The sequence below is a fragment of the Undibacterium sp. FW305-107 genome (genome assembly GCF_058788535.1).
This window is the reverse complement of the sequence record NZ_JBYTAV010000001.1, coordinates 448,321-472,489: the sequence shown is the minus strand read 5'-3', so window position 1 is coordinate 472,489 and position 24,169 is coordinate 448,321. Positions and strand designations below refer to the sequence as shown.

General features: G+C 50.1%; 24 protein-coding genes. 18 read left to right on the top strand and 6 right to left on the bottom strand.

All coding sequences use genetic code 11. The features are described from left to right. The first annotated feature begins 56 nt into the window (after nt 1-56). Both AC3WQT_RS02255 and AC3WQT_RS02250 read left to right on the top strand, forming a co-directional pair. Nucleotides 57-470, top strand: coding sequence for a VOC family protein (locus AC3WQT_RS02255; RefSeq protein ID WP_492701824.1), 414 nt, complete (start codon nt 57-59; stop codon nt 468-470). Between the two features lie 67 nt (nt 471-537). Further along, nucleotides 538-843, top strand: a complete 306-nt coding sequence (locus tag AC3WQT_RS02250) for a putative quinol monooxygenase (RefSeq protein ID WP_492701822.1) — start codon at nt 538-540, stop codon at nt 841-843. Between the two features lie 212 nt (nt 844-1,055). On the opposite strand, the gene AC3WQT_RS02245 is transcribed toward AC3WQT_RS02250, so the two are convergent. Next, on the bottom strand, nt 1,056-1,499 hold the full coding sequence (locus tag AC3WQT_RS02245; protein ID WP_492701820.1) for a VOC family protein: 444 nt from the start codon (nt 1,497-1,499) through the stop codon (nt 1,056-1,058). A gap of 80 nt (nt 1,500-1,579) precedes the next feature. Here AC3WQT_RS02245 and AC3WQT_RS02240 point away from each other — a divergent pair, with 80 nt between their 5' ends. From AC3WQT_RS02240 to AC3WQT_RS02225, 4 genes are all read left to right on the top strand, one after another. Beyond that, on the top strand, nt 1,580-2,215 hold the full coding sequence (locus tag AC3WQT_RS02240) for a TetR/AcrR family transcriptional regulator (RefSeq protein WP_492701818.1): 636 nt from the start codon (nt 1,580-1,582) through the stop codon (nt 2,213-2,215). A 228-nt stretch (nt 2,216-2,443) separates the two neighbouring features. Then, on the top strand, nt 2,444-2,860 hold the full coding sequence (locus AC3WQT_RS02235; protein ID WP_492701816.1) for a DUF1801 domain-containing protein: 417 nt from the start codon (nt 2,444-2,446) through the stop codon (nt 2,858-2,860). Nucleotides 2,861-2,884: 24 nt separating this feature from the next. Then, on the top strand, nt 2,885-4,528 hold the full coding sequence (locus AC3WQT_RS02230) for a hypothetical protein (RefSeq protein WP_492701814.1): 1,644 nt from the start codon (nt 2,885-2,887) through the stop codon (nt 4,526-4,528). A gap of 175 nt (nt 4,529-4,703) precedes the next feature. Beyond that, a complete protein-coding gene (locus AC3WQT_RS02225) occupies nt 4,704-5,036 on the top strand; it encodes a TfoX/Sxy family protein (RefSeq protein WP_492701812.1) in 333 nt (110 codons plus the stop codon). An 84-nt stretch (nt 5,037-5,120) separates the two neighbouring features. Here the strand turns inward: AC3WQT_RS02225 and AC3WQT_RS02220 are convergent, their stop codons facing one another. The 3 genes from AC3WQT_RS02220 to AC3WQT_RS02210 form a co-directional block, all read right to left on the bottom strand. Then, nucleotides 5,121-5,609 (bottom strand): rod shape-determining protein, encoded by a 489-nt coding sequence (locus AC3WQT_RS02220; RefSeq protein ID WP_492701810.1) that lies wholly within the window; start codon nt 5,607-5,609, stop codon nt 5,121-5,123. Between the two features lie 171 nt (nt 5,610-5,780). Further along, on the bottom strand, nt 5,781-7,781 hold the full coding sequence (locus tag AC3WQT_RS02215; protein WP_492701808.1) for an NHL repeat-containing protein: 2,001 nt from the start codon (nt 7,779-7,781) through the stop codon (nt 5,781-5,783). A 135-nt stretch (nt 7,782-7,916) separates the two neighbouring features. After that, a complete protein-coding gene (locus AC3WQT_RS02210) occupies nt 7,917-8,885 on the bottom strand; it encodes a LysR family transcriptional regulator (RefSeq protein WP_492701806.1) in 969 nt (322 codons plus the stop codon). Between the two features lie 96 nt (nt 8,886-8,981). Here AC3WQT_RS02210 and AC3WQT_RS02205 point away from each other — a divergent pair, with 96 nt between their 5' ends. The 9 genes from AC3WQT_RS02205 to AC3WQT_RS02165 all read left to right on the top strand — a co-directional run bounded on the left by AC3WQT_RS02205 (nt 8,982) and on the right by AC3WQT_RS02165 (nt 20,069). Then, entirely contained in the window at nt 8,982-10,217 is a 1,236-nt protein-coding gene (locus AC3WQT_RS02205) for an MFS transporter (protein WP_492701804.1), read from the top strand. A gap of 864 nt (nt 10,218-11,081) precedes the next feature. Next, nucleotides 11,082-12,860, top strand: a complete 1,779-nt coding sequence (locus tag AC3WQT_RS02200; protein WP_492701802.1) for a DUF6531 domain-containing protein — start codon at nt 11,082-11,084, stop codon at nt 12,858-12,860. Then, nucleotides 12,857-14,281, top strand: coding sequence for an RHS repeat domain-containing protein (locus tag AC3WQT_RS02195; protein WP_492701800.1), 1,425 nt, complete (start codon nt 12,857-12,859; stop codon nt 14,279-14,281). Before AC3WQT_RS02200 ends, AC3WQT_RS02195 begins: the two co-directional genes overlap by 4 nt. A 159-nt stretch (nt 14,282-14,440) precedes the next feature. Next, nucleotides 14,441-16,738 carry an Ig-like domain-containing protein gene (locus tag AC3WQT_RS02190; protein ID WP_492701798.1) on the top strand — a complete coding sequence of 766 codons (2,298 nt, stop codon included), beginning with the start codon at nt 14,441-14,443 and terminating at the stop codon, nt 16,736-16,738. After that, on the top strand, nt 16,723-17,133 hold the full coding sequence (locus AC3WQT_RS02185) for a hypothetical protein (RefSeq protein ID WP_492701796.1): 411 nt from the start codon (nt 16,723-16,725) through the stop codon (nt 17,131-17,133). The genes AC3WQT_RS02190 and AC3WQT_RS02185 overlap by 16 nt, the downstream gene beginning before the upstream one ends. Nucleotides 17,134-17,606: 473 nt before the next feature. Beyond that, a complete protein-coding gene (locus tag AC3WQT_RS02180; protein WP_492701793.1) occupies nt 17,607-17,975 on the top strand; it encodes a hypothetical protein in 369 nt (122 codons plus the stop codon). A gap of 302 nt (nt 17,976-18,277) precedes the next feature. Further along, the gene (locus tag AC3WQT_RS02175; protein ID WP_492701791.1) at nt 18,278-18,661 is read left to right on the top strand and encodes a hypothetical protein; all 384 of its coding nucleotides are present in this window, start codon (nt 18,278-18,280) and stop codon (nt 18,659-18,661) included. A 16-nt stretch (nt 18,662-18,677) separates the two neighbouring features. Next, complete coding sequence (locus AC3WQT_RS02170) at nt 18,678-19,229, top strand: hypothetical protein (RefSeq protein ID WP_492701790.1); 552 nt, start codon at nt 18,678-18,680, stop codon at nt 19,227-19,229. 417 nt (nt 19,230-19,646) lie between these two features. Further along, nucleotides 19,647-20,069 carry a hypothetical protein gene (locus AC3WQT_RS02165; protein WP_492701788.1) on the top strand — a complete coding sequence of 141 codons (423 nt, stop codon included), beginning with the start codon at nt 19,647-19,649 and terminating at the stop codon, nt 20,067-20,069. 127 nt (nt 20,070-20,196) lie between these two features. Here the strand turns inward: AC3WQT_RS02165 and AC3WQT_RS02160 are convergent, their stop codons facing one another. Beyond that, on the bottom strand, nt 20,197-20,883 hold the full coding sequence (locus AC3WQT_RS02160) for a transporter substrate-binding domain-containing protein (protein ID WP_492701786.1): 687 nt from the start codon (nt 20,881-20,883) through the stop codon (nt 20,197-20,199). Nucleotides 20,884-21,129: 246 nt separating this feature from the next. Here AC3WQT_RS02160 and aroQ point away from each other — a divergent pair, with 246 nt between their 5' ends. The 3 genes from aroQ (at nt 21,130) to AC3WQT_RS02145 (ending at nt 23,006) form a co-directional block, all read left to right on the top strand. Next, nucleotides 21,130-21,756 (top strand): gamma subclass chorismate mutase AroQ, encoded by a 627-nt coding sequence (gene aroQ, locus AC3WQT_RS02155; RefSeq protein WP_492701784.1) that lies wholly within the window; start codon nt 21,130-21,132, stop codon nt 21,754-21,756. A 4-nt stretch (nt 21,757-21,760) separates the two neighbouring features. Beyond that, nucleotides 21,761-22,240, top strand: coding sequence for a DUF4279 domain-containing protein (locus AC3WQT_RS02150; RefSeq protein ID WP_492701782.1), 480 nt, complete (start codon nt 21,761-21,763; stop codon nt 22,238-22,240). 115 nt (nt 22,241-22,355) lie between these two features. Further along, nucleotides 22,356-23,006 carry a hypothetical protein gene (locus AC3WQT_RS02145; RefSeq protein ID WP_492701780.1) on the top strand — a complete coding sequence of 217 codons (651 nt, stop codon included), beginning with the start codon at nt 22,356-22,358 and terminating at the stop codon, nt 23,004-23,006. 181 nt (nt 23,007-23,187) lie between these two features. On the opposite strand, the gene AC3WQT_RS02140 is transcribed toward AC3WQT_RS02145, so the two are convergent. Next, on the bottom strand, nt 23,188-24,111 hold the full coding sequence (locus tag AC3WQT_RS02140; protein WP_492702519.1) for a LysR family transcriptional regulator: 924 nt from the start codon (nt 24,109-24,111) through the stop codon (nt 23,188-23,190). Nucleotides 24,112-24,169: the final 58 nt, after the last annotated feature.

The following is a 24,169-nucleotide window of genomic DNA, read 5'->3' as shown; positions in this document are numbered from 1 at the left end:
GGCTGTTAAACTTTGATTTTAAATTCTATTCAAGGTACCCCTGTGGAGGTATTACTGTGAAACCACAAATCACTGTCATCACCCTGGGCGTGGACGATCTGGAAGCGTCATTGCGGTTTTACCGAGATGGTCTGGGCTTTGCCACCGAAGGTATCATCGGTCAAGAATTTGAATATGGTGCTGTGATTTTCATCCAGCTTCAGCCTGGCTTGCGTTTGGCCCTGTGGCCACGCACGAGTATCGCGCATGACACCGGCCTTGCATTGCAAGCGGCAAGTGCGACAGAAATGACGCTGGGCCATAATGTAGGATCACAAACTGAAGTGGATGCCGTCATGGCAAAAGCAGTAGCAGCCGGTGCCAGGATCATCAAGCCTGCCCACGCTACTTTCTGGGGTGGCTACTCAGGCTACTTTCAGGACCCCGACGGGCATTTGTGGGAAGTAGTCTGGAATCCGCAATGGACGTAAAAAGCGACACAAAATCGACGCAAAATAGTCTGACCTGACAACTGATATCAATTTTTATGGAGTAATAATGAGTTTCGCCGTCATCATCAAACATAAAACCCAAGCCGGAAAACGCGACGAAGTGCGCAAAGTCTGGGAAAAGCATATGGCACCAGCCATATCAACCAACCCTGGCCACATGGCTTATTTCTATTGCTTCGACAATGCAGACCCTGATTCCATCTGCGCTTTCCAGCAATACACCAGCCTTGAAGCGTCGCAGGAATTTTTAAAGACAGACAGCTATGCCGCTTACCTGCTGGAGGTCGAGCCTTTGTTGTCAGGCCCGCCGCAGGTGACTGCGTTGACGCCGATGTGGAACAAGGCTGCCTGATACATACCTGACCACAGGAAACGCAGAGACGTTTCCTGTTTAGGTCGGCTTTATTCATAAGCTTCATCCGCCAGCACCATTCAATGCCTGTCCAATAGAACTGCCACCTGCATTTTTTCAGCCTGTTTTTGACGTCAGTTTTTATGATCAGGCCAGGACCTGTAATATGCCAGTTCATTCCCCCAATGGCGGCGAGCATTGTCGAGCTACATTCACATGTAAGCATCCCAAAAGCCCGCTGCCGGTTCAGCCTGTTCCACGATGTCAAGCACCAGCCCCGATGGGTCGCGCACCTGGAAGCGTACTTGGCCCCATGGCTCGTGTTTGACCGCATAGACGATTTCTACACCGGCAGCGCGCATCAAGGCTTCTTCCTTGCGTGCATCGTTTACTTGCAGGGTCAGTAACAGGCCCTGACCATTGAATGCCTCTGGCCCAGGCGGGCGTGAAGGGTGATCAGGTGTCATGAAAGCGATTGCCGTGGTGCCAGCTTCGGTCGTGCTGCGTGACAGCCAGACAAACCAGGATGCCTCAAACCCTACTTCAAAACCCAGGTGTTTCATAAAGAAGTCGCGTGAAGCCTGTATGTCAGCTGTCGTGATCAGAGGGTAGGCTGAGGTCAGTTGCGAGAGTGTGGCGGGTGAGAGAGTCGACATGATAGCTCCTGTTGCGTTGAAGTTCAGGTTTGGTACATACTGTCTGTATGTCTAATTAATTATGGATACATACAGTCTGTATGTCAACTGAGAAAAATACCACGGAAGCCCCAATTGCGAACCGGCGCCTGGCGCAAGGTGCGCAATCACGCACGCGCTTGATAGCTGCTGCGCGCGCCCTGTTCGAGAAAGATGGTTATGCCGATACCTCTACCGAAGCGTTGTTGCTCGCTACCGGCCTCACCCGCGGTGCGCTCTACCACCATTTTCGTGACAAGAAAGATTTGTTCGTTGCCGTATGTGAGGCAGTGCACATCGACCTGAGTGCAGCAATTGAGAAAGCAGCAGATACCCAGGGATCACCTCAGCAACAACTGATAGCAGGTGCCATGGCCTGGGTTGACGCCATATCGCAACCTGGCCCGCGTCAGGTATTGCTGATAGATGGTCCCTCGGTGTTGGGGGCAGAGACCTGGGCAGCACTGGATGAGCGCCATGGTTACCAGCAACTCCACGCCGTGCTGGGCGACATCCTCAACCCCGGCGGCAGATTAAGTGTGCTGGAGGTCGATGCCTGCGCCTCTGCCCTGAACGGCGCCATCAACGAACTGGCGAAATGGCTGGCCCGTCATCCCGCTGCCACTTTCCCCGATGCCCGGCAGGCAGTGATGGCTGCGTTAAAACGCGTGTGCGACAACGTCCTGCCGGAAACATAGGAATCGTCTGGAATTTGTGCTTGCCTCTGGCACAGTATGTCTATGCATCAACACCTGTTGGCGACAGCCATCTGGCAAAGGCAACAGCGCAGCGCGCCCAATACAACAAACGAAAGATGGTTCCCATACAGGCCAGCGAGAACTGCTATGCTGAAAGACAAACTGCTAGTATCCTCATAGCTCTCATGGGAAAAAAACAGAGCAGATTTCTACATACAGGGAGTCGCCATGGCTGAGAATAAAACCAAAGCAACAGACAATAGCGTAGACGAATACATCGCCGCCATTGAAGACGAAACCCGCCGCCAGGACTGCGCAACATTGGTCAAGCTCATGTCCAAAGCGACGAAGCAGCCCGCCGTCATGTGGGGCAGCAGCATAGTCGGCTTTGGCAGCTATCACTACCGCTACGAAAGCGGCCGCGAAGGCGATAGCTGCCTGTTAGGCTTTTCTTCGCGCAAGGGTGATATCAGTCTTTACGGTTTGCATGCAACACCCAACCATGAGCAATTGATGTCCAGCCTGGGTAAAACCAAATCTGGCAAAAGCTGCCTTTATATTCGGAAATTGAGTGATGTTGATATGAAGGTGCTGGAGACTTTGATAAAGGAAGCTGCGGCAATGAAAGATAGGGCACAATGTTGAGTTCTTGTTACGAGAACTCATTTCATGATGAAATATCTGCCAGCAATCTTCGCAACATCTGCCTGTTTATTACTCCAGCAAAGCCAGGCTGCTGACGTTACCGTACACCTTAAACTGATCTCTCCACAAAGACTGGAAGTCAGTTATCAATTGCCGCAAACATGTGATGCCATTCCATTCCTGAACCAGGAAACCTTGCCCAAATTTGGCAGCGAGATCCGGGCAGCGTGGCAAGCTGCGGATGACTGCGGTACCGCTGACGGAACAGCACTCACCAAAACCAACAAGGCATGCTCACACATACGTTTCCAGGTGCCTGCCAGCAGCAAGTTTTATGACCGCGTATCGCCTGGTTCTTTCCCCATGGGCGAAGGCATGTATGTCAACACGACCAGCTACGCGGTCAGCGACAAGTGCGGCACCGTAGGTTATCAATTTTCAGCGCCGGGCAGTATCGCTTTCAAAGGCCAGCTATTCCAGAAAACGGCCTCTTACGATGCATATGATGGGCAATACATGGCCGTGTTGCTACTGCAAAAGCAGATTTCATCAAAAGCTGGCGTCATCAGCTATTTCAATCCCGCTCTGGGGGCAGCGAATATACAGCTTCTGCAAAACATCGCCAGTCAAGCGGTAGATTTTTATCACCAGGCATTGCCTGATGTGGCTTTTCGCGAGCCCATACTTGCCGCTAATGTGGAGCAGGATGGTGGCGTCCCAGGTTTTTGGGGCGATGCCGGTGATGTCTTGCGGCTGGCGCTCTATAACTGGCCAGAGCACCCCAATCCTGATAGTGATGAGCGATTAAGGAAATTTGTCTGGCATGAATTTGCCCATCGTTTTCAAGCACCTCCAGCCAAAGAAAAAGAACAACGTGCCCCCTTCATTGGCGAAGGTGGAGCTGAATATTTGCGCTGGACAGCAAGCCTGAAAACCAGATGGCTTAACCCGGAGGACGCAGCAACAGAACTCAGTACGGCTATTTTCAATTGCCTCTCAAAGACAGCTGGATATAGCTGGAAAACATTACCCAAGAATCTGGCAGCCAGCGGCGCGGTACCCTATGAATGTGGTTTGGCTTTGCATGTCATGGGGCTGGCGGCACGTCAGAACGATGGCAGCGCCCTGCAACAAATAAATGATTATTACCATGGATTTGAAACAGGGGAGGTGACAAGTTTTGAGCAAGCCATGGAATGCGGAAAGAAGAAAAATTGCACGCCACTATGGCTACCCAAACTCATGGGTGACCAACCCATGGCAACAGCCTGGCCTGAATTTTTTTCCAGCACCCAATTTGCAAAACCTGCCCCTCCGCCGCCAACACAATACGCCAATATCCAACGTATGGCTTTTACTGCCTTGATGGAAGAAAACTGTAATGGCAGTGCCAGTTTTTACACTGGTAAAGACGCTTTCCTCGTAGGAGAAATCAAAGGATGCAAACTATTTAAAGAAGGCATGAAAATTCAGAAAATGGAAGGCAAAAGATTATTCGGCACTTTGCTACTCGTCGATGAAATGATACAAACCTGCACTTCACACGGCAAAGTGAGCCTGGGTTTGGAAAATGGAGAAACCTTAGCCGTGCCGTGCAAGGGGGATTTCAAGATACCGCAATTTTATGCAGTGGATATGAAGCAATTGATGCAGAAACTGGATTTGTAGGTGTGGGAACAAATATCAAGAGAGTGAAATGCTGGATTTGATCCGGTTCAAGATTTGCCAGACGTCACAGGGCGGGTTAAATTTTTGGCGATAGCGGGTATGAATGATCTTGATGAGCTTTCTGCCAGACTTGAGGGCATCATTTTCCATCAAGGAAATTAAATGAGGAGCAGCTATGGCACGCGACAAAGGACTGGAAGAGTTGATTAACAATGAGCTGGAATCGGAACCGGAAATTACCACAAAGGGAATGTTTGGTGGCTGGGCATGGTTGCATGGTGGACGTTTGTTATGTGGCGCACGCCATGACGGTATGCTTGTCCGGTTAGGTAAAGTTCATGAAATCAGGGCGCTTCAATTAGATGGTGTAGTACCTATGCTCTCGCGCGGAAAACCCATGGCCGGATGGGTACGTGCCGACGCCCGTGTATTTGGCGACGATGAAATCCGTCGCAAATTGATCAGTACTGCATTAGATTTTGTCCGTACATTACCAGCAAAAAAATAAGCATTTTTCAGTATTGTTGGGAACAATATTGAAAAATGCGAGACATATTCCCTCAGCCTGCTAGCTGAAAACTGATTGCCTTATTCAAGCACAGATTTTCCCACGAGAAGAGAATTGGCCCGACAGTATTTCTTGGTCGCTCAGTTCTTCACCTTGCCACAAGATGACTTTCGCAGCACCCGCACCAAAGCCTAGTTCGTGGAATGCCCTGTTCTCTATCTGTGTAAAACCTCCATCTGGATTACCCAGGGGATGGATGATCATGACCGGTGACATCTTCCAGTACCGGTCGCTCACAAGACGGGCCAAAAATGCTTTGATGAGTTTTTCTGCTGCAGTAAAGTCAGAAACAAGTGAGCGAGGATGGGCGAAAGGGTTGACAACAATGGCGTTACCCTGGGTCGCAGCCGCAGAATGCGCCTCAGCCCCGGCGCCTATTACTTCCTGTTTTGTTGAAGTACTGATTGCTATTTCAGGTACTTCCGAGATGGATTGACCGGATTTGACATCCCTCATACTTAAACGATCAGAAGAAATCTGGACGTAGATAGTTGACTGGAGAAAGCTAAACATAAAAGCGCTAATTTTTTGGGTGACGATAGTTTATTTTAAGGATATATTCATTTTTTAACGCGAGGGCAAAGTACGATCGCATCAGCATTGAAGCAATCATGTCTCCAATTTTAAACATGAATTTATCTCTATCCAATTGGCATTAATTATTTCAGTAAAGTCCACCCCAGCCTAAAACGGCGAAGGCAAGTTCTGATACGTCTGCCATTGCGCAGCGCCTTCGGGTGGGCGGTAGCCGGGGACTTCTGCGGTTGGCAACTTCCAGCCATTTGCGCCTGAGAAAAAGTCCACGGGCTTGGTGTCGAGTGCGAAGATGGTTTCTAAAAGTCTTTGATCGGGGAATGGGCCCTCGCTTTGCTGTTTGACTGCAGCACCAACTTCCATGCAGGCATACCACCAGTAGATTCTGTCCATTTGCGTACCCAGCATTTTGCACATCAGTGAATAACGCGGTACTTTGTGCATGAAGGGGTCGGTACGCAGTTGTACCGACTGTATACCTTGGCAGAGAACAATTTTCCATTTGACCGGCATCAGGGTCTGGTAGAAGTTCAGGGCGATGGCTTTGCCTGCATCCTTGACTTTGTCATAGGTAGTGCCAGGTGCCCAGAACCAGATGCCGCTGCGTATGGCTTCACCGCAGCCGCTGAGTTTGCCCCAGTCTTGCAAGATGGCAGTCTGGTACTGGCCGCGTGCCTGTTCGCTTCGTACTACCAGGGCGCTGAGGGTACCTGCCAGCTCAGAACAGGCGATGATCAAGGGGACAGAACCATCAGGCAGATGATGCTCCTTGGCCATCTGCGCATTGGCGAATTTAAAGCAGGCCACCGAGATATCGACGGCTTCTGCACCTATCACGGCTTTGGCTTTGCTGATGAGTGCCCCTTCGAGTTTATCCAGCAGTTTATCGAGCACCATTTCTACCGCCGTCTTTGGCTGGTCGGTGCTATGCTCGGGCAAGCCCATCATTTGCACCACCTGGTTATAGGTGTTGGTATAAATTTGCCCCATGATGCCATTGAGCAGGGCCACATTGGTGGACAAGGTGGTGACGCCTTGCACGTATTCAAGTTCATCAATCAACTGGCTTTTGACTATCTCCCAGTCAGCTTCAGTAAACTTGACGGGGCGGGTCATTTTATCGATTTTTCCAGCCCAGATGGAAAAAGCAGCATTGATATTGGTGTATTGCGACCGTATGCCACCCACATCGGCAATGCCCAGTTCGCTGGACATGCTGCCATAAATTTCTTTTTGCACGCTTGTCATGGCTGGCCATTCCTGGCTCGCCTGGTCAATGATACCAAGCGCTGCGCGCTTGAAAATACCATCAAAAATGGAATAGAAATAGCATGATCGATGGGTGGCGGCCGTCAGGCCGACTGTACCTTTGGTGATTTTAAAACTCTGTACCCTGACAGCACTACGTATCAAATGCAGCTCACCATCGGTTTCCATGCCGACAGATGTGCACCAGTATTCCTTGTCTTCACATGCGCCTATCCAGCGGATGCCATTGTGGGGCAGGTCATCATGTTTAATCCAGCTGCCACTTTGCAGACGCATGATGATGTCCTGGCCGTTTTGTTTGACCAGTGCCAGCAAAAAATCAGCCGCACCTGCACTGATTTGTTGTATTACCATTCCCACCGGCGTGGCGATTTTTTGCCAGCCATTATTCAAGTATTGCCAGACGTGGCCACTACGCCCACGCACCCACATATTGCCATCGGCAGTAGCAGTGATGGTGGAGGGGAAATCACTTTCAGGCAGAACAGGCAGGGACTTGACTGAACCAGGGTCGATGATCACATCCTTGTGGTATTCCATGACGACAGGATTATTGTCTTTGCTGCGTATAAAAAACGCCCGCTTGAAATTGACTGGAGCCAGATGCTGGGGAAAACCAAACATGCTTTGATTGTATAAAGCATAGTCGCAAATCCTGACTATTGCCCCTGTACTATTGCTGAATTGCGAAACACTGTCCCTGGTCAAAGTCCATACACTGCCATCGGCTGCCACTGCCAGCACCTGGTTTTCTCCCGCGCCAGGATAAGGCAGGGCCTGGCTGACGCCCGTCTTGAACCCCAGCGCCGGACGTGGCGCATGCGTGCGTAAAGAATTGCTACGAAACAAACCAGGCGGCAGCGCAACAAGGGCATTAGTCATGGAACATCCTTCAGGTTAAATTAAACAGCACGGAAGTGTAAAAAATGAATGATTTAATTGTATGGCAGATTTGAGGGAAATCCTTGCATTAGCCCGGAAAAAAGATTGCCGCATGCCGGGCGATGCTATAAGTCGTCAACCATGCAAAGTAGTCGGCACAGCCGCCCGGATAACTTCGATAAACCTGCGCAGCCGTGCAGGATAAAAACGTGCATAGGGATACACCAGATTCACTGGTAGTGGCGTGGCCTGCCATTGTGGTGCCAGTTGTACCAGCCGCCCGGCGGCGATGTCGTCAGTCAGTATCCAGGTTGAACCGATGGCGACACCCAGGCCTTCGAGTGTGGCGGTGCGCAGGGCGTAGAGGTTGTCGGTGCTCAGGCGTGGTGTGAAGGCCAGGCGCTGGATTTCGCCAGTGTGTACATGATGCAGGAATACTTCGCTACGGTAAAAAGTACGCAGCGATAACCAGGGCAGTCCGGCCAGGTCTATGGCTTGTTGTGGCATGGGGCGGCCCGCCAAAACCGATGGTGCGGCGACGACGATACGTGGCACTTCTGCCAGTTTGATGGCAACCAGACTGGTGTCGGTCAGCTCGCCTATCTGTATGGCGCAGTCTATGCCTTCAGAAATAAAATCTTGCAGCGAAGTGTCGTCATGCAGCAGCCATTCTACCGACACGCGTGGATACCGCCTGAGATAATCTGCCAGCGGCCTGACCAGGCGTTCCTGGCCAAATGCGTGTGGGGCGACAACGCGCAACACGCCTTCTGGTTCTTCATTGGTGCCGCGCAAATCAGATTCAAAGGCGGCCCAGCTGACCAGCAGGTTTCTGGCATGTTCATAACAGCGCTCACCATCAGCAGTCAGGCGCATGCTGTGGGTGGAGCGGTTTAACAAGCGCACACCCAGGAATTGCTCCAGCGATTGCAGGCGGCGGCTGACTGTGGGCTGGGTGGTGCCCAGTTGCGCGGCTGCGGCTGACAGATTGCCCGCCTCGACGATGCGTACAAAGGTTTGCATCAACTCTATGCGGTCACCTGCACCCGTCATCAGGGCAGCGGTGGCGGCATTGTCAGGGCGTCTGGTCAGGGTTTTGGTCATACGCTCAATGTATAACAAATCTGCACGGCTTGCTACTACCGTTCAAGTTGGGCGCGCTTTACACTGTGATGCATCAGTTAAAGCAAAGAGAAAAGCATGTCTTCCATTCAAAATCCGCATGACCATATAACTGTACTGCCGTCAGCTACAGATACCCAGGTACATCAGCAGCCATCACCGTCTATGGTGTTTTTGCTGGCCAGTGGCGCTGCCTTTTCTGTGGCATCGCTGTATTACAGCCAGCCCATGCTGGGCATACTGGCTACTGACATAGGTGTCAGTAATGTCGCCATTGGTTATGTGCCTACGCTGACGCAATTGGGTTATGCGCTGGGCATTTTGCTGCTGGCCCCGCTGGGTGACAAGCACGACCGCCGCAATATCATCCTCATCAAGGCGGGTTTGCTGGTGGCGGCACTGCTGGCTGCAGCAGCCTCAAAGTCGCTGGGTGTCTTGCTGGTCGCCAGCCTGGCAATAGGGCTGACAGCGACCATGGCACAAGACATCGTGCCTGCTGCGGCCACCCTGGCACATGAATCGCGCCGTGGCAAGGTGGTGGGCAGTGTCATGACGGGTTTGCTGATGGGTATCTTGCTATCGCGTGTCGTCAGCGGCTTTGTGGCAGAACAATTTGGCTGGCGCACCATGTTTGTGCTGGCGGCGCTTGGCGTTTCACTCATAGGCGTAGCGATCTGGCGCGGCCTGCCGCATTTTGTACCGACTACTTCCATGAGTTATCGCGCCTTGCTCGGTTCCTTGTTTGAGCTTGTGCGTCGTCATGGCAAGCTGCGCCGTGCAGCACTGGCGCAAGGCTTGCTGGCGATGGGCTTTAGCGGTTTCTGGTCTACCCTGGCAGTGATGTTGCATGCCGAACCCTTCCACATGGGCAGCGCAGTGGCCGGTGCCTTTGGCCTGGCAGGTGCAGTAGGCGCACTGGCAGCACCCCTGGCTGGCCACCTGGCAGACAAGCGTGGGCCAGAATTGGTGACCAAGCTGGGATCGGGTCTGACAGCAGCATCGTTCGCCATCATGAACCTGAGCCCGCTGTTCCCGCCGAGCGCACAATTGTGGTTGCTGGGCATAGGCACAGTCGGTTTTGACCTGGGCGTACAAAGCACCTTGATTGCGCATCAAACCATCGTCTACGGCATAGACAACGGTGCCCGCAGCCGCCTTAACGCAGTCCTGTTTGTCGGCATGTTCGTTGGCATGGCGGCAGGTGCCACACTGGGCAGCGCCTTGCTGGCGCAATGGGGCTGGATAGGTGTCACCAGCATGGCGACAGTCACGGCGCTGGCGGCACTGGCTGTGCGGTTTTGGCGGACAGCATAAAATATTCGCCTTGTGCAGCGAAGATTGGAGTCTGAGCGAATGTCGTAAAGCTGCAGTTCACCTAAATCGTGCGCCCCCCCGGATGGGGGCGCTAGTCAGTCCACGCTGCACGCAGGAATGCAGTATGTTGCGCGACACCCTTGGTTTATCCTTGCCTGACCGGATGACGAGACAAACGCTCCATATCCTGTTGATAAAATGAACTCTGAAACTCAATCTGATGTTACGGTATTTTAAGTAATAAAATTTTGCATTGTTGGTGGCTTTAAAATATACTCGCCAGAATTTTTTTGGGAATACCGAGCTTTATACTGTAGTTATACTTGGTAAAAAGCCTCCTTTCTTGAGCGTCGTCATTGCTCAATTTCCGTCCAAATATCTGAAATCCCCAAGAGCCTTCGCTTTTGTTTCGCATGAACAGCTCATGCAGGTTTTCTAATGCTTACTTCTCATATTTTCTGCTATGCGTAATCAACAATACTGTAATTTCAAAGTGCTATTGCGCTTGACTTTTTTTCTTATGATGCAAGTTGGTCTGGCTTTTCAAACTAGCTATGCTGGACAAATTAAATCACCTATTCCTACTGAAAAAAAATCAAAGGATGGGGTTATGGCCCCGGTGTTATCTTATCTTCAGCGAGCGAGGGGTGCGGACGTTACGAGATTGAGTCTCGTGTCTTATTTAACGGCTACAGATTTTATGGCCTGTTCCCCACTGCAGGTAGTGGCCCGGGGCATGAAGGTTATGATTGTACCTATGAGAGCATTGCCACCCCTGGTTTTATAGTTGCCTTTGTTTCAATACCTGCGCTCTACGATGACGTTTGTACATTACCGTACATTAAAGAAGGTGGCCAATGTGTTTTGCCACCGGATAAAAATAAAGATTGCCCTTGTGTTGGTAATCCGATCAGTTACGCGACTGGAAACAAACATCAGATAGAGGCTGATTACCGCAGCGCAGTTGGCGGTCTGGAATTCGTGCGTTATTACAATAGCGAACGCCCCAGCAAATATATGCTTAATTTTCCTTTTGCCGATATTGGCGATACTTATCCCTCTTCAGCAACCCGTGCGCCAGGCATGGGGTGGCAGCACAATTTTCATAAACGGATATTGTTCCAGACAGTCGCAGCTGTCGCCACCGTGTCGCGTGCCAATGGTTCGATCATTCCATTTGTCCAGAATGATGGCGTCTGGAGTACTGATGCAGATGTGAATGTCAAGCTGGTGCAAAACGGTAATACATGGGTGCTGACCACATCTGAGGACGATATCGAGACCTATGATAAAAATGGTCGCTTGATGTCTATTCGCAATCGCGCCGGAGCAACGCAGACGCTGAGCTATGTAGGAGATGGACAATTGATCGAATCTGTTATCGATTCGTATGGCCGTCAGTTAAGTTTTGCTTATGATACCGAATTCCGTCTCCAGCAAATGACAGCGCCAGATGGTGGCAAATATGTTTATGCTTACGATGCGAACAACAACCTGGTGTCCGTGACTTATCCGGATATCAAGGTGCGCCGTTACGTCTATGAAGATGGACGTTTCCCTAATGCGCTGACCGGCATCGTTGACGAAAACAGCGTCCGCTATGCAACCTGGCAATATGATGCAAACGGCAGGGCGGTATCCAGCGAACATGCAAATGGCGTAGAAAAATATGTCGTTGATTATGCCAGTCCGAATGGTAGAAACATTACCGATCCTCTTGGCACTTTCTGGATGCATAACTTGCAGCCAATATTCGATGTGAAAAAAATAGTGTCTATCATACAGCCAGCCGGTGCAGGAAGTAGTGCGGCATCAAGTATGACAAGCTATGACAGCAGCGGTAACTTGGCCAGCAAAACTGACTTTAATGGCTGGACCACTAAATATACTTTTGACCTTGTCCGCAATCTTGAACTTAAACGCGTAGAAGCGGCAGGTTCAGCTGCGGAACGAACAATCACCACTCTGTGGCATACGAACTATCGTCTGCCTGTTGAGGTCAATACCCCGCTGTCCAGAACCAGCTTTACCCATGATCCACAAGGTAATGTATTGACCAAGACAGAGCTGGCTATGAATGCCGGCAGCAGCGGACTGTCTCGTACATGGACCTACACCTACAACAACATAGGCCAGGTATTGACTGTGACAGGCCCACGTACCGACGTCGCCGATAAAACCACCTACACCTACGATACCGCTGGTAACATGGCCACTGTCACCAATGCTGTCGGCCACCTCACCACATTGAGTAACTACGACGCCAATGGCCGCGCAGGTCAGATCACCGACCCCAACGGCATGGTCACTACCCTGAGCTACACCCCCCGTGGCTGGCTCAAACAACGCAGCACCAATGCTGACGGTGTCACCGAAACGACCGTGTATGACTACGACAGCGTCGGCCAGATGACCAAGGTTACCCTGCCAGACAACAGCTACATCAGCTACACCTATGACGACGCCCACCGCCTGACCAAAATCAGCGACAGCCTGGGCAACAGCATCAACTACACACTCGACAACATGGGTAACCGTACCAATGAAACCGTCACAGATGCCGGTGGCACCCTCACACGTCAGGTCAGCCGCGTGTACGATGCCTTGAACCGCCTGAAGACCGTGACAGGAGCTGCACAATGAAAACCACATTGACAACATCATCTTTAAAATACAGCGTAATTGCTTTGGCCTTGGCTGCGGTAATGCAAGACAGTCAGGCTCAAAGCACTGTTTATCAATATTACTATGATGGTAACGGTAACCTCACCTGGATCGTCAATGGTAACAATGCCACTACCAATCAGACCTATGATGGTCTCAATCGTTTGCAAACTCAGACCGATGCCGATGGTAAGATCACCAGCTACAAGTACGATGCTCAGGATCGCTTAACCAAAGTCACCGATGCCCGCAACTTCAGCACGATCTACAGCATAGACGGCCTCGGCAACCAGCTCAGCCTCACCAGCCCCGACACCGGTGTCACCACCACCACTGTCGATGCCGCAGGCAACATCCTCACCAAGACTGACGCCAAGAGCCAAGTCACCCGCTATGCCTATGATGTCCTCAACCGCATCACCAGCATCACCTGGCACGACAACAGCGTCACCACCTACACTTACGACCAGGGCACGAATGCCAAAGGCCGCTTAAGCCAGATCAGTGACGCCAGTGGCACCATCAGCTACACCTATGATGGCCGTGGCCGCGTATTGACCGAGACCCGCGTCCTGGGCGCAGCCAACAACGTCACCCGCTACCAGTACGACAATGCAGGCCGCCTCAGCAGCACCACCTACCCCAATGGCCGTTTGATCAGCTACACCCGTGATACTTTGGGCCGCATCACCCAGATCGACACCACCAAAGACGGCATCGCCATGACCATCCTCAGTCAGGCCACTTACCGCCCCTTTGGAGGCGTCCAAAGCTACCGCAACAGCGCCGGACAAACCTCCAGCCGCAGCTTCGACAACGAAGGCCGCATTGCCAGCTACACCCTCAACAACAAAGTCCAAGCCATCAGCTACGATGCAGCAGGCCGCATCACCGCCATCAACGAGACCAACAACCCCAGCCGCCAGGCCACCTACGGCTATGACACCGTCGACCGCCTCACCAGCTATTTAACACCCCAGGTCAGCCAGGGTTTTACCTACGACCCCGTCGGCAACCGCAACACCAAGACCAATGGCGCCGCCAATACCAGCTACACCTATGCAGGTAACAGCAACCGCCTCACCCAGGTCACCGACAGCCAGACAAAAACCATTGTCATGGACCCCAATGGCAGCATCACCAACAACGGCACCAACCAGTTCACCTACGACACCCGTGGCCGCATGACCACCGCCGTCACCAGCATAGGTACTGTGCAATACCTCATCAACCCCCTGGGCCAACGCGTACAAAAGAACGTACCCGCCAATGGCAGCAACCCCGCCAGCAGCACCCTGTATCACTACGACCAGGGTGGCAAACTGATCAGTGAGCGTACCGGACAGAACGATGTCGATTACATCTATCTCGGTGACTTGCCTGTGGCAGTGATCAAGTAAGACGCCACTGACCAGCACACGACAGGTCAACCAGAATAGCTAAATCAAATCGCCAACTGGTTACCAGAAAAACTTTACTCAAAAAAAACCGCCATCAGCCCACCCACGAGAGCCGGGCTGATCGCAGGGGAGAAGAATTTGTTCCAACAACGATTACACATGACAGTAACCAGCGCAGCCCTGATCTGCGTTACTGGTCTGGGCCTCGGCATCAGCAGCCCGGCCTTCGCCGTCGCACCCACCGTCAGCCTGACGGCACCAGCCGCCAATGCCCGCTACGGTGCACCTGCAGCCATCACCCTGACAGCCACTGCCACCAACACTGGTGATACCATCAGCAAGGTCGAGTTCTATCAAGGAGCTACATTACTGGGTACAGCCACGACGGCGCCTTACAGCTACAACTGGAGCAATGTCACCACAGGCAGCTACAGCCTCACCGCCAAAGCGACAAATAGCCACAATGAAACCAAGACCTCGACAGCAGTTGCCGTCGTCGTCAACAATGCCCCCACTGTTAGCATCACAGCCCCTGCCAACAACAGCAGTGTTGCCGGCAAAGCCAGCATCACCCTGACGGCCAACGCTACAGATGCGGATGGCACGATCAGCAAAGTCGAGTTCTACAACGGCACCACCCTGCTCAATAGCGACACAGCCGCACCGTATAGCTATAGCTGGGCCAATGTAGCCCCAGGGACATACAGCATCACCGCCAAAGCCACCGATAACCTCAGCGGCACAACGACCAGCACCCCGGTCAGCATCACCGTCACCAACCCGATCACTGTTAACCTTACTGCACCAGCCAACAATGCCAGTGTCACGGTTGGTGCACCCATCGCCATTACTGCCACAGCCGCAGACAGCAAAGGCACCATCTCAAAAGTCGAGTTCTACAATGGAACAACATTGCTAGGCAGTGCAACAGCCAGCCCCTACAGCTACAGCTGGACCAATGCCGCAATCGGCACTTACAGCCTGACAGCAAAAGTCACTGACAGCCAAAGCCTCACCCAAACCAGTACCGCAGTCAGTGTACAAGTCAAGGCAGCAGCAACGACACCGCCAACAGTCAGCCTGACACCCGCACTCAAGCAGGCTACCCAGACTGCGCCGGCGAATGGCACCTTCGTCGCACCAGCAGGCATCAGCCTGGCAGCCACTGCAACACCAGCATCCGGCAGCACGATTGCAAAGGTCGAGTTTTACCAGGGAGCAACACTGATAGGCACAGCCACCGCACCCACAGTCACAAACGGCACTAGCTACAGCGTCAACTGGAGCAATGTCACGGCCAACAGCTATAACGTCACGGCCAAAGCGACGGATAACAAGAACGCCACGGCAACCACGGCACCTGTAACAGTTAACGTCATCAACAACAGCGCACCAACGGTCAGCCTGACCGCCAACCCGGCTAACGGAACAGCACCAGCGACCATCATCCTGAATGCGACAGCGACGGATACAGACGGCACGATTACGCAAGTGGAGTTCCTGAATGGCACGAACAGTATTGCGACAGTCACACAGGCACCGTACACGACCAATTGGGCGAATGTGGCGCAGGGGAGTTACAGCCTGACGGCAAAAGCCACGGACAATCTGGGTGCAAGCACGACTTCAGCGGCAGTGCCGGTCGCAGTGACAGCGAATACACCGAAGGCGTATGATATTCATGCGGATCATTTGAATACACCGCGGGTGATTACGGACAATACGGGAATAGAAGTCTGGCGTTGGGATAGTGCGCCGTTTGGGGAGATGCTGCCTAATGAACAGCCGCAAAACAACGCAAACAAGTTTGTGTTTAATCAAAGGTTTCCGGGGCAGTATTATGATGTAGAGACCAATCTGCACTATAACTACTTCAGGGATTATGATCCAGCCACAGGACGTTACATAGAATCTGATCCAATAGGTCTAAATGGGGGGATTAATACTTTTGGGTATGTAGGCACCGATCCGCTCGGTGGTCAAGATCCCTTCGGCCTGAGTAAAGAAGGGGTAGATTTTATATTTAAGCAGATGAAACGGATTTATCCAGACATTAAGCCGCGTGGTGATTTATCACTGGGACCTATTCTAGACGAGAATGTTGCAGCTGTAACAAATAGATGGAATGGTAATATTACTGTCCCGAATGAATTTGGTGGCGCTGATTGTTTACGGCGGTCTGTATGGGAAGACCTCTTTTTTACGCTATTTCATGAAGGGATGCATAGTAGTGATGATTTTTGGGATAGGGGAAAGTCAAGCAATGATGTTGGAAAATCGACTCACCATCAATCAATTTATAACCGCGAGAGTTTAGAGAGGAATGGAACTAAAAAGTATCCGGCAGGTCCTGTATGGGGAACTCCTCGGGCCACTCGAGTCACTAAGAAAGACATGGATACTTTATACAAACAGTACACGACAGATTCTCCGGATTGCAAATGTACAAAAAAATAAACTTTAAGATTGCGCGTATTTACGCGTTTATCGTAATCACCGGCATTGTTGGATGGGTGATTTATTGGATGTCAATACCGCTGGATTCCGATCCCTCAGCAGCAAAGTATGGACAGACAAAATCAATGCTTTGGCTTTGTGGTGGAGCCATTGATTCGTGGAAAAAAGACCATGGTCGATTGCCGACAACGGCTGAGGGATTTGAAGTGCTCGGGTTACGCACTAATCAACCACTTGATGGTTGGAAACAGGCGATTATCTACAAAGATAGAGAATTGAATTCTGAACACCATTTTTTGCTATATTCAATTGGTCCGAATGGAATTGATGAGCAAGGTCGCGGTGATGATATTAACTTCGAGCCTGAAATGATTAAATCAAACGGGAAAAATTAGCGATAGGTCTCTTAAGCCCGATAGCTCCAAACGAAGTGTAATCGGAGGAATGACTTTCGCACAATATTCAGAATGGGCGCTTTGCCTGGTGACAGTTGAAAACAAAACGAGGGTCAGTTCTAACATTCCAACATTTTCATTGGTGCTTTAGGCATTATGTTATGCTTTACACATGGTCAGGCCACTACGATTAGAATTCGCCGGAGCTTGGTATCATGTGACGTCGCGAGGCGGCAGGCGTGAGGATATTTATCTGGATGATGAAGACCGGCAGGAGTGGTTGACGGTATTGGCAGAGGTGTGTGACCGTTTCAATTGGGTGGTACATGCTTACTGCGAGATGAGTAATTATTATCAGTCTTCTACAAATTCAATTACAGATGCTCTCCAAGATTTTGGCAATGAATTAGTTTGGGGGAGGCAAATGGATGAACTAATCAAACGGTGTAAATGTAAAAAATAGAAATCTATTCATGAACAAAAATTCTGCCACAATCCTCGGGTTTATTTTCGCACCTTTAATTGCGGCAGTAATTATTGCATTGAGGTCGCCAATTTTTAACCCCCAAGATTTTACTGCTTATGGTTTGATCTTATTTTTTTACTTTTTTACTTTTTTTACCACCATCCTTTTAGGAGTTCCTGCGTTTCTATTGCTTGATCACTTCAAGTTGGTTACTTGGTGGACTACCGTTGGAGCAGGCACAGTGATCGGTGGTTTAGCGGGAATTTTTATACGACTACCGAGTACACCACACTTAAGTGATTTGTTGCCAACAACACCTATCGGTAGTGTGTCTGCATTGGGTTTTTGGCTTATTTGGCGTATGGCGCGCAAATAAAACGGGAATGGTAAGTCAAACCGCAAGTAAACAAGCCGGGGTCACCCATTTGCCCCCGGTAGTCAAGCAGTCGAACAACATACTCGCAACACACCGCGATAATATTTACCACGCCATCACAAGCTTGTTTCAAAATGCCGTCGTGTCTTTTGCTTCAACGTGTGGTTGCGTGAATCGCACCAGTCACCCATATGGATCTAGCGAAACATACAAAGACGGGGTCAGGTCTTACATTCATACATTTTCGCAAAGACGGGGTCAGGTCTTACATTCATACATTTTCGTAGTATAGAAATGTTGTAATGTCAGACATGACCCCATTTTTTGTTTTTTGCGCGGGAAAACCAGATAATTATGTACATACATGGGTATGTGGCGATGGCTATTGCAGTGGGTTCAACCCTGCCCCTGAGTCTAACTCCGTTATTCTTGAGCTAGTGAAGTCAATGACTATTGGTACACCAGGTAGACGGATGTCTGAAGAACCTGTTGAAAAATATAAGACAGATGAATACTGTCAAGAAGCAAAACCACCAAAAAAGTGTGATCAGAAAAAATTTGATCAATGTGTGAAAGAGAAATCTGCACCAGGTATTCAAGGGCGATATCAGGCATTCACTAATCAGTGTGTCTTGCAGACAATGACCGTTATAGGAGAATGCTTGAAATCATGCACTGCTCCCTAATTTAAAATTATAAAAGATGATAAGTAAAAAATTTGCTCGCCCTTTGGCCTATGCTGTCATCTCCATATTACTGGCAATAGATTTTTGCCGTGCATCGATTGGAGTATCTAGTTTCGTTGCTTTAACTCGTATCGAGGCAACAGCAGGAGCTGAGTTTTTATTAATATGTGCCTTACTATGGCTGTCATATCAACAACTTCGACTTACTCAAGTAAGAGGGATTTTAATACTCGCATTTTTTATAGTCTGGTTTGCAGCATTGGGATTAATCATCGAAATCGCGATGGTCTCTGAAGAAAAGATTGGGCAACACTGGGATACACAAGTCACGCGTCTAGTTAACGAAGGGAATTCCAGTTACATCAAGCAAGTAAGTTGGAATATAAATGTTCATGATATTAGAAAGCAGTGCGTAATAATTAAAAAAGAAAGAATACGGCTACTTTCGTATATGTTCAAATACCAAATTATGTGTTCCCAGCCACAAACACTATTGAATGTCACCTTATCTATCAATGTTATTGAAGGAAATGCGAATGCTTACATTGATACTTTAAAAAAAAATTGAGGTCAAATAGCCCGCGTAGCTCTGATTAACGAAGTGTAATCGGAGGTATGGCTTGGGGTCATTACCCCCCGATAGTCAAGTAGTCGAACAACATATTTGCAAAGACGGGGTCACCCATTAGCCCCCGGTAGTCAAGTAGTCGAACAACACACTCGCAACACACCGCGATAAAATTTATCACGCCACCACACGCTTGTTTCAAAATGCCGTCGTGCCTTTTGCTTCAACGTGTGGTTGCGTGAATCGCAGCTTCACCCATGTGGATCTAGCGAAACATAAGCATGGTTTTCGCCCATTAGCACAGCTACTCCAGAAGTATCTCAGTACCGCGTTGCGTCCAAGTGATGGGCAGATGCTGCACATCCAATCAGCCAGTAGAGTGCGTTGTAACGCACCACACGCACTATAGTAAAGATCATGCCTGAATTTCCAACGAAGAAAAATTTCCTTTTTATATCTTGCCTGCTCATTTTATTGTGTGCAGTCGGATGCTCATATAAGTTTGAAATTATTCCATTTGAATTAAATACCGAAACACCCTCATTCAAATTTTCAAAGCCAATGCTGGCCGTAGAAAGATGGAAAACGACGGTTGTTCAATTGAATCACTTTATGATCGTGCAGAAAAAATCAGATAGCTGGGACTATGAGCATCCACTATGGGCTTTTGAATTGCCGCCAGGAAGTGCTTTAGATGTAGAACTGGTGCGCTATGGAAGTCTTCCTGCGGGTTACACAGAAACCGCCAAAGCTAAAAAATTGAGCCATGGAATACAATATCTGGCTCTTGGGTTTGCACCGGGTTCTGGTGGTAGCGTTAAATTTAGCTTGATTCCGTGAGTGAGTAAATGGATGCGATTGGCGACGTGCAATCGTGGGCATATCATTACAAGGATTAATCAAGCGATGGACCATTCACCCTGCCTGGCCTGTTACTTTTTCCTACGTTTGCACCATCACTCGTCGCCTACGTGAGACCATACTTTTCCATACGCGCAAGATCATCGGCAGAGCCGAGGTACTGACGAAGTTGCTCATTCACGGCATGCAAAAGTTCATGATTGTTTTTGTTGAATGAGAAAGCGCCGACAGGTGCTTTGCTGTATTTACTTATTTCGTGGGCAACCGCTTCCAGCTCCTGGTTGTCTCTGGCGATGGCACGGTTGCCAATTGCCGTGGCTGCGAATGCGTCTATCTTTCCTGCCAGTAGTGCTGCAACGGCATCGGGCTGGTTTTTGAACATGACGATCTGCTTATCGGCAATGCCAGCTGATTTTGCTGAATCAAATTGTACCTGCCCAGGGATGATGCCGAGTAGTGCATCGCTTTGTGCCGCTACGGCCTCGTAACTGGTAAGCATTTTGGGATTACCGCGGTGCACTACAAAGCCATCACCCAGCGACCATACTGGCAGACTGAATGCGACCTGCTTTGCACGTTCGACTGTCACGAAAATAGGTACATTCATGTCCCAACGGGCTGCTTGCAGGCCGGGTATAAGTTCTGCGAACGGTACCAGTTGATATTCTATGTCCGAGACACCGATTGCATGGAGTATGGTTTCGGCCAGTTCTATGTCTGCGCCCCTTACGCTACCATCTTCACCCGTCCAGTAGAAAGGTGCTTCTTCTATATAGGCGATTTTCACTTTCATGCGCGTACTCCATATATTCTGAGTTAAGCTGGCAATCACACGTTCTGTAGCCTGGCGCATTCTGCAAGGCTTGATGTACAAGGAGTGTAATGAATGATGATGTATTAGCAGCGGAGTCGTGGTCAAGTATTTTTTCACCAGCACTGGCTTGCAGATTGCATGGCGTGGAATGCAGACCTGCCTTGATCTCTGCAAAAAAGCCAGTGCCATTACAATGTCGGTATATATTTTATGAAATAAGTTCTAATGACATCTCGTTCTTTTACTGCTGTATCACAGCATACTGTCCAAAAAACCATCCTGCAATACTTGCTGTATGTGACTTTGGCATGCGCCGCATTTTCGCTGTCACATCCCGCACAGGCACAGAATGCCAGCGACCCTCGATTGCTTCGCTTGCTCAGCCTGATGCAGCAACGCCTGAACCTGGCGCAAGATGTGGCTATGTATAAGTGGAATGCCAAAGCAGCGATTGATGACCCCGTGCGCGAGCAACAGATACTGGACGGGCTGGCGCAGCAGGCACCTCAATATGGTCTTGAGCCCAAACAGGTGCAGGATTTTTTTGCTGTGCAGATTGTGGCGGGCAAGATGATACAGACGGCTTTGTTTGCCGAGTGGGTGAACAAGACGCAAGCCCCGTTTGGCAATCCGCCTGACCTGAAGACAGCAATCCGCCCAGCACTCGACAAACTGACGCCGCAACTATTGACTGCGCTGGCCGAAGCGCAAGCAGCCTTGCAAGCTAAAGACAGCCAGCAGGCAGTGAACCTGGCCGCAGCAGATGCGGGTGTGCGTGCGGGTGTGTTGCAGACTGTGCCAGGATATGTGGCTGCATGGGAGTATGCGATTGGGCTTTTAGCTGGCAGGTGAGCTTATGCAGGCAGGTAAAAGCCGGGATCAACAAGAAAACAGAGGAATGAGTTTAATGATGAAACAGCCGGAACAGAGGGAGTTTGCACTATCTTTAAGGATGACGCATCCAGAAATGGATTTACAGGCATTTTGCGATCTGATTGAGCTGGTGCCATGGAAATGGAATTTGGCCGGTGAAGTAAGACAGACGGAAGATGGCAGATTATTGGGCGGGATACATAAACGATCTTTTTGTACGTGCAGTTTTGAGCTTGATGAAGACGCTTCTTTGGAAGTTGCCATCAATGATGTGCTTGAGCTGCTGGAGTCGAAACGAAAAGAAATCGTTGATATGACATCGTCCGGTGGTGAGATGCATTTTTTTATAGGATGGTTTTTTGAGGGGACTGCGGGCATGGTACTGGATTGGAAAACCTTGCGCAGGATGTCTGATTTGGAGATTTCTTTTCAACTGGATGCCTATGGGGCCTTTCGTAAGTAGTCTTCGCGGGAAGATAGCTTGTGCTGCCGGGTTTCTTGTTCCTACGGATGGCAGTCAAGTGATGGTAAGGCCTTGCAAACTAATCTGATCGATTAAATCGAGAAAAAATGTTTCCATGAATAGAGCTCTTTTATTTTGCACGTTGCTTGTTCTGCAGATTTCTGCGTATGGAAAACCTGCGTGGTATCCGCCGATATTTTTGGATGTGCCATCTGGTTGGCGCGTACAAAAAAACAGATCGCCCGATAGCCAGGTATTTAGCTTGTACAAGGGATCACAGCTCATTGCATTTGATTATGGATTACGTGTATCAGATCATAAGCTTGATTGCGAAATTTCTGACATGTCTGTGATGACCACATTGGATGATCTGAAGTGTATTTCATCAGAGCAGCATCATCAAAAAATAAAGCGAAGAATTTCAATCAAAGATACTAAAGACGAAGCTAACTTTAAATTGATTATTTTTACCATCTCTGGATTGTCTGGAGCAGACAACAGGGCGTTGGTGACTTTATTGAAAAGCCTTCGATTTGTAGGCAGCATCGAGAATTTGAAACTGGTTTCAGTCGATTCTCGCAAGCGACAAGCAACAATTATCGATGAATCAGGCATCGCTCGCGTAGTCAGAAAGAATGATTTTATTGCGAGGAATTTTGGACGGGTCCGCGAGGTAAAGAGCGATAGGCTTTTGATCGAGGAATTTTTGTTCGACGACACCGACGGATACAAACCGCATCAACTAGAATTGCATTTTTCGCGGTAGCAGTAGTATTGCGTGGCAATTGCTATGACTTCAACAGTATTCGAGTGCGCGGTATTAGACGCTGCAAGGAGGGTTTGAGAAGCATGCGGCACATTGCAATGCGCCGTACCTTACGGCTGCGCTTGTAGCTTGTTTTTTTCATACAATCCCGGGTGAGCGCGGTAAAGAAAATAAATTACCACTACCCGGCACTATCTGCCACTTCCTTCATCAATCCCCGCAACCACAAATGCGCATCGCTGCGCGCGTACTTACTATGGCTATAGACTTTCAAAGTATAAGGCGGTATCGCAAAGGGTGCCGCGTAGATGGCGATGCCTGCAGCTTGTGCCAGGGTCTTTGCAGCATGGCGGGGCAGGGTCATGATGAGTTCGCTGCTGGCGATGATGAAGGGGGCGACCAGCACATTGGGTAGTTGCACTGCGACTTGTCTTTGCAGGGCCATGCCGTCGAGTACATAGTCGATGACGCCGCGGCTTTCGTTCCAGGGGGTGACGACGACATGGCGTGCTTGCAAATATGTTTTTAATGTCAGCTTGCGTTTGATGAGCGGGTGTTGTTGGCTGGCGATGGCGACGTAGTCGTCTTGCAGCCAGTCAAATTCTTCCAGGCCCGGGGGCAGGGGTGTGCGTTCTTCATCGTAGCCGAGGGCGAAGTCGATATGGCCTGCGGCCAGTTCGGCGATGGCCAGTTTTTGGTTGGTGTTGATGATGCGCAGGGTGATGTTGGGGGCGACTTGTTGCAGCCTGCTGATCAGGCGCGGCAAGATGGCGAAGGCGGTATAGTCGCTGGCGGAGATAACGAAGTTGCGCTGGCTGGTGGCTGGATCAAAACGCTGTCTGAGGCTGAGCCCGGTAGATAATTGTGCCAGGGCGGCACTGATGGGGGCGGCGATCTGGTCTGCGCGCAATGTCGGCTGCATCTGGTTGTCCAGCCGCACAAATAATTCATCACCCAGGGCCTGGCGCAGTCTGGCCAGTGCATGGCTGAGGGCAGATGGGCTGAGCGCCAGCTCATGCGCAGCGGCGGTGACTGATCGCAGTTGATACAGGGCGTTAAATACCAGCAAGAGATTAAGATCAAGCTTGCGCAGGTCAAGATGCATACTCTGCATGATAGTCTGAAGTAATTGCACTTGCCGCATTGTAGGCTGGCTTGCTAGG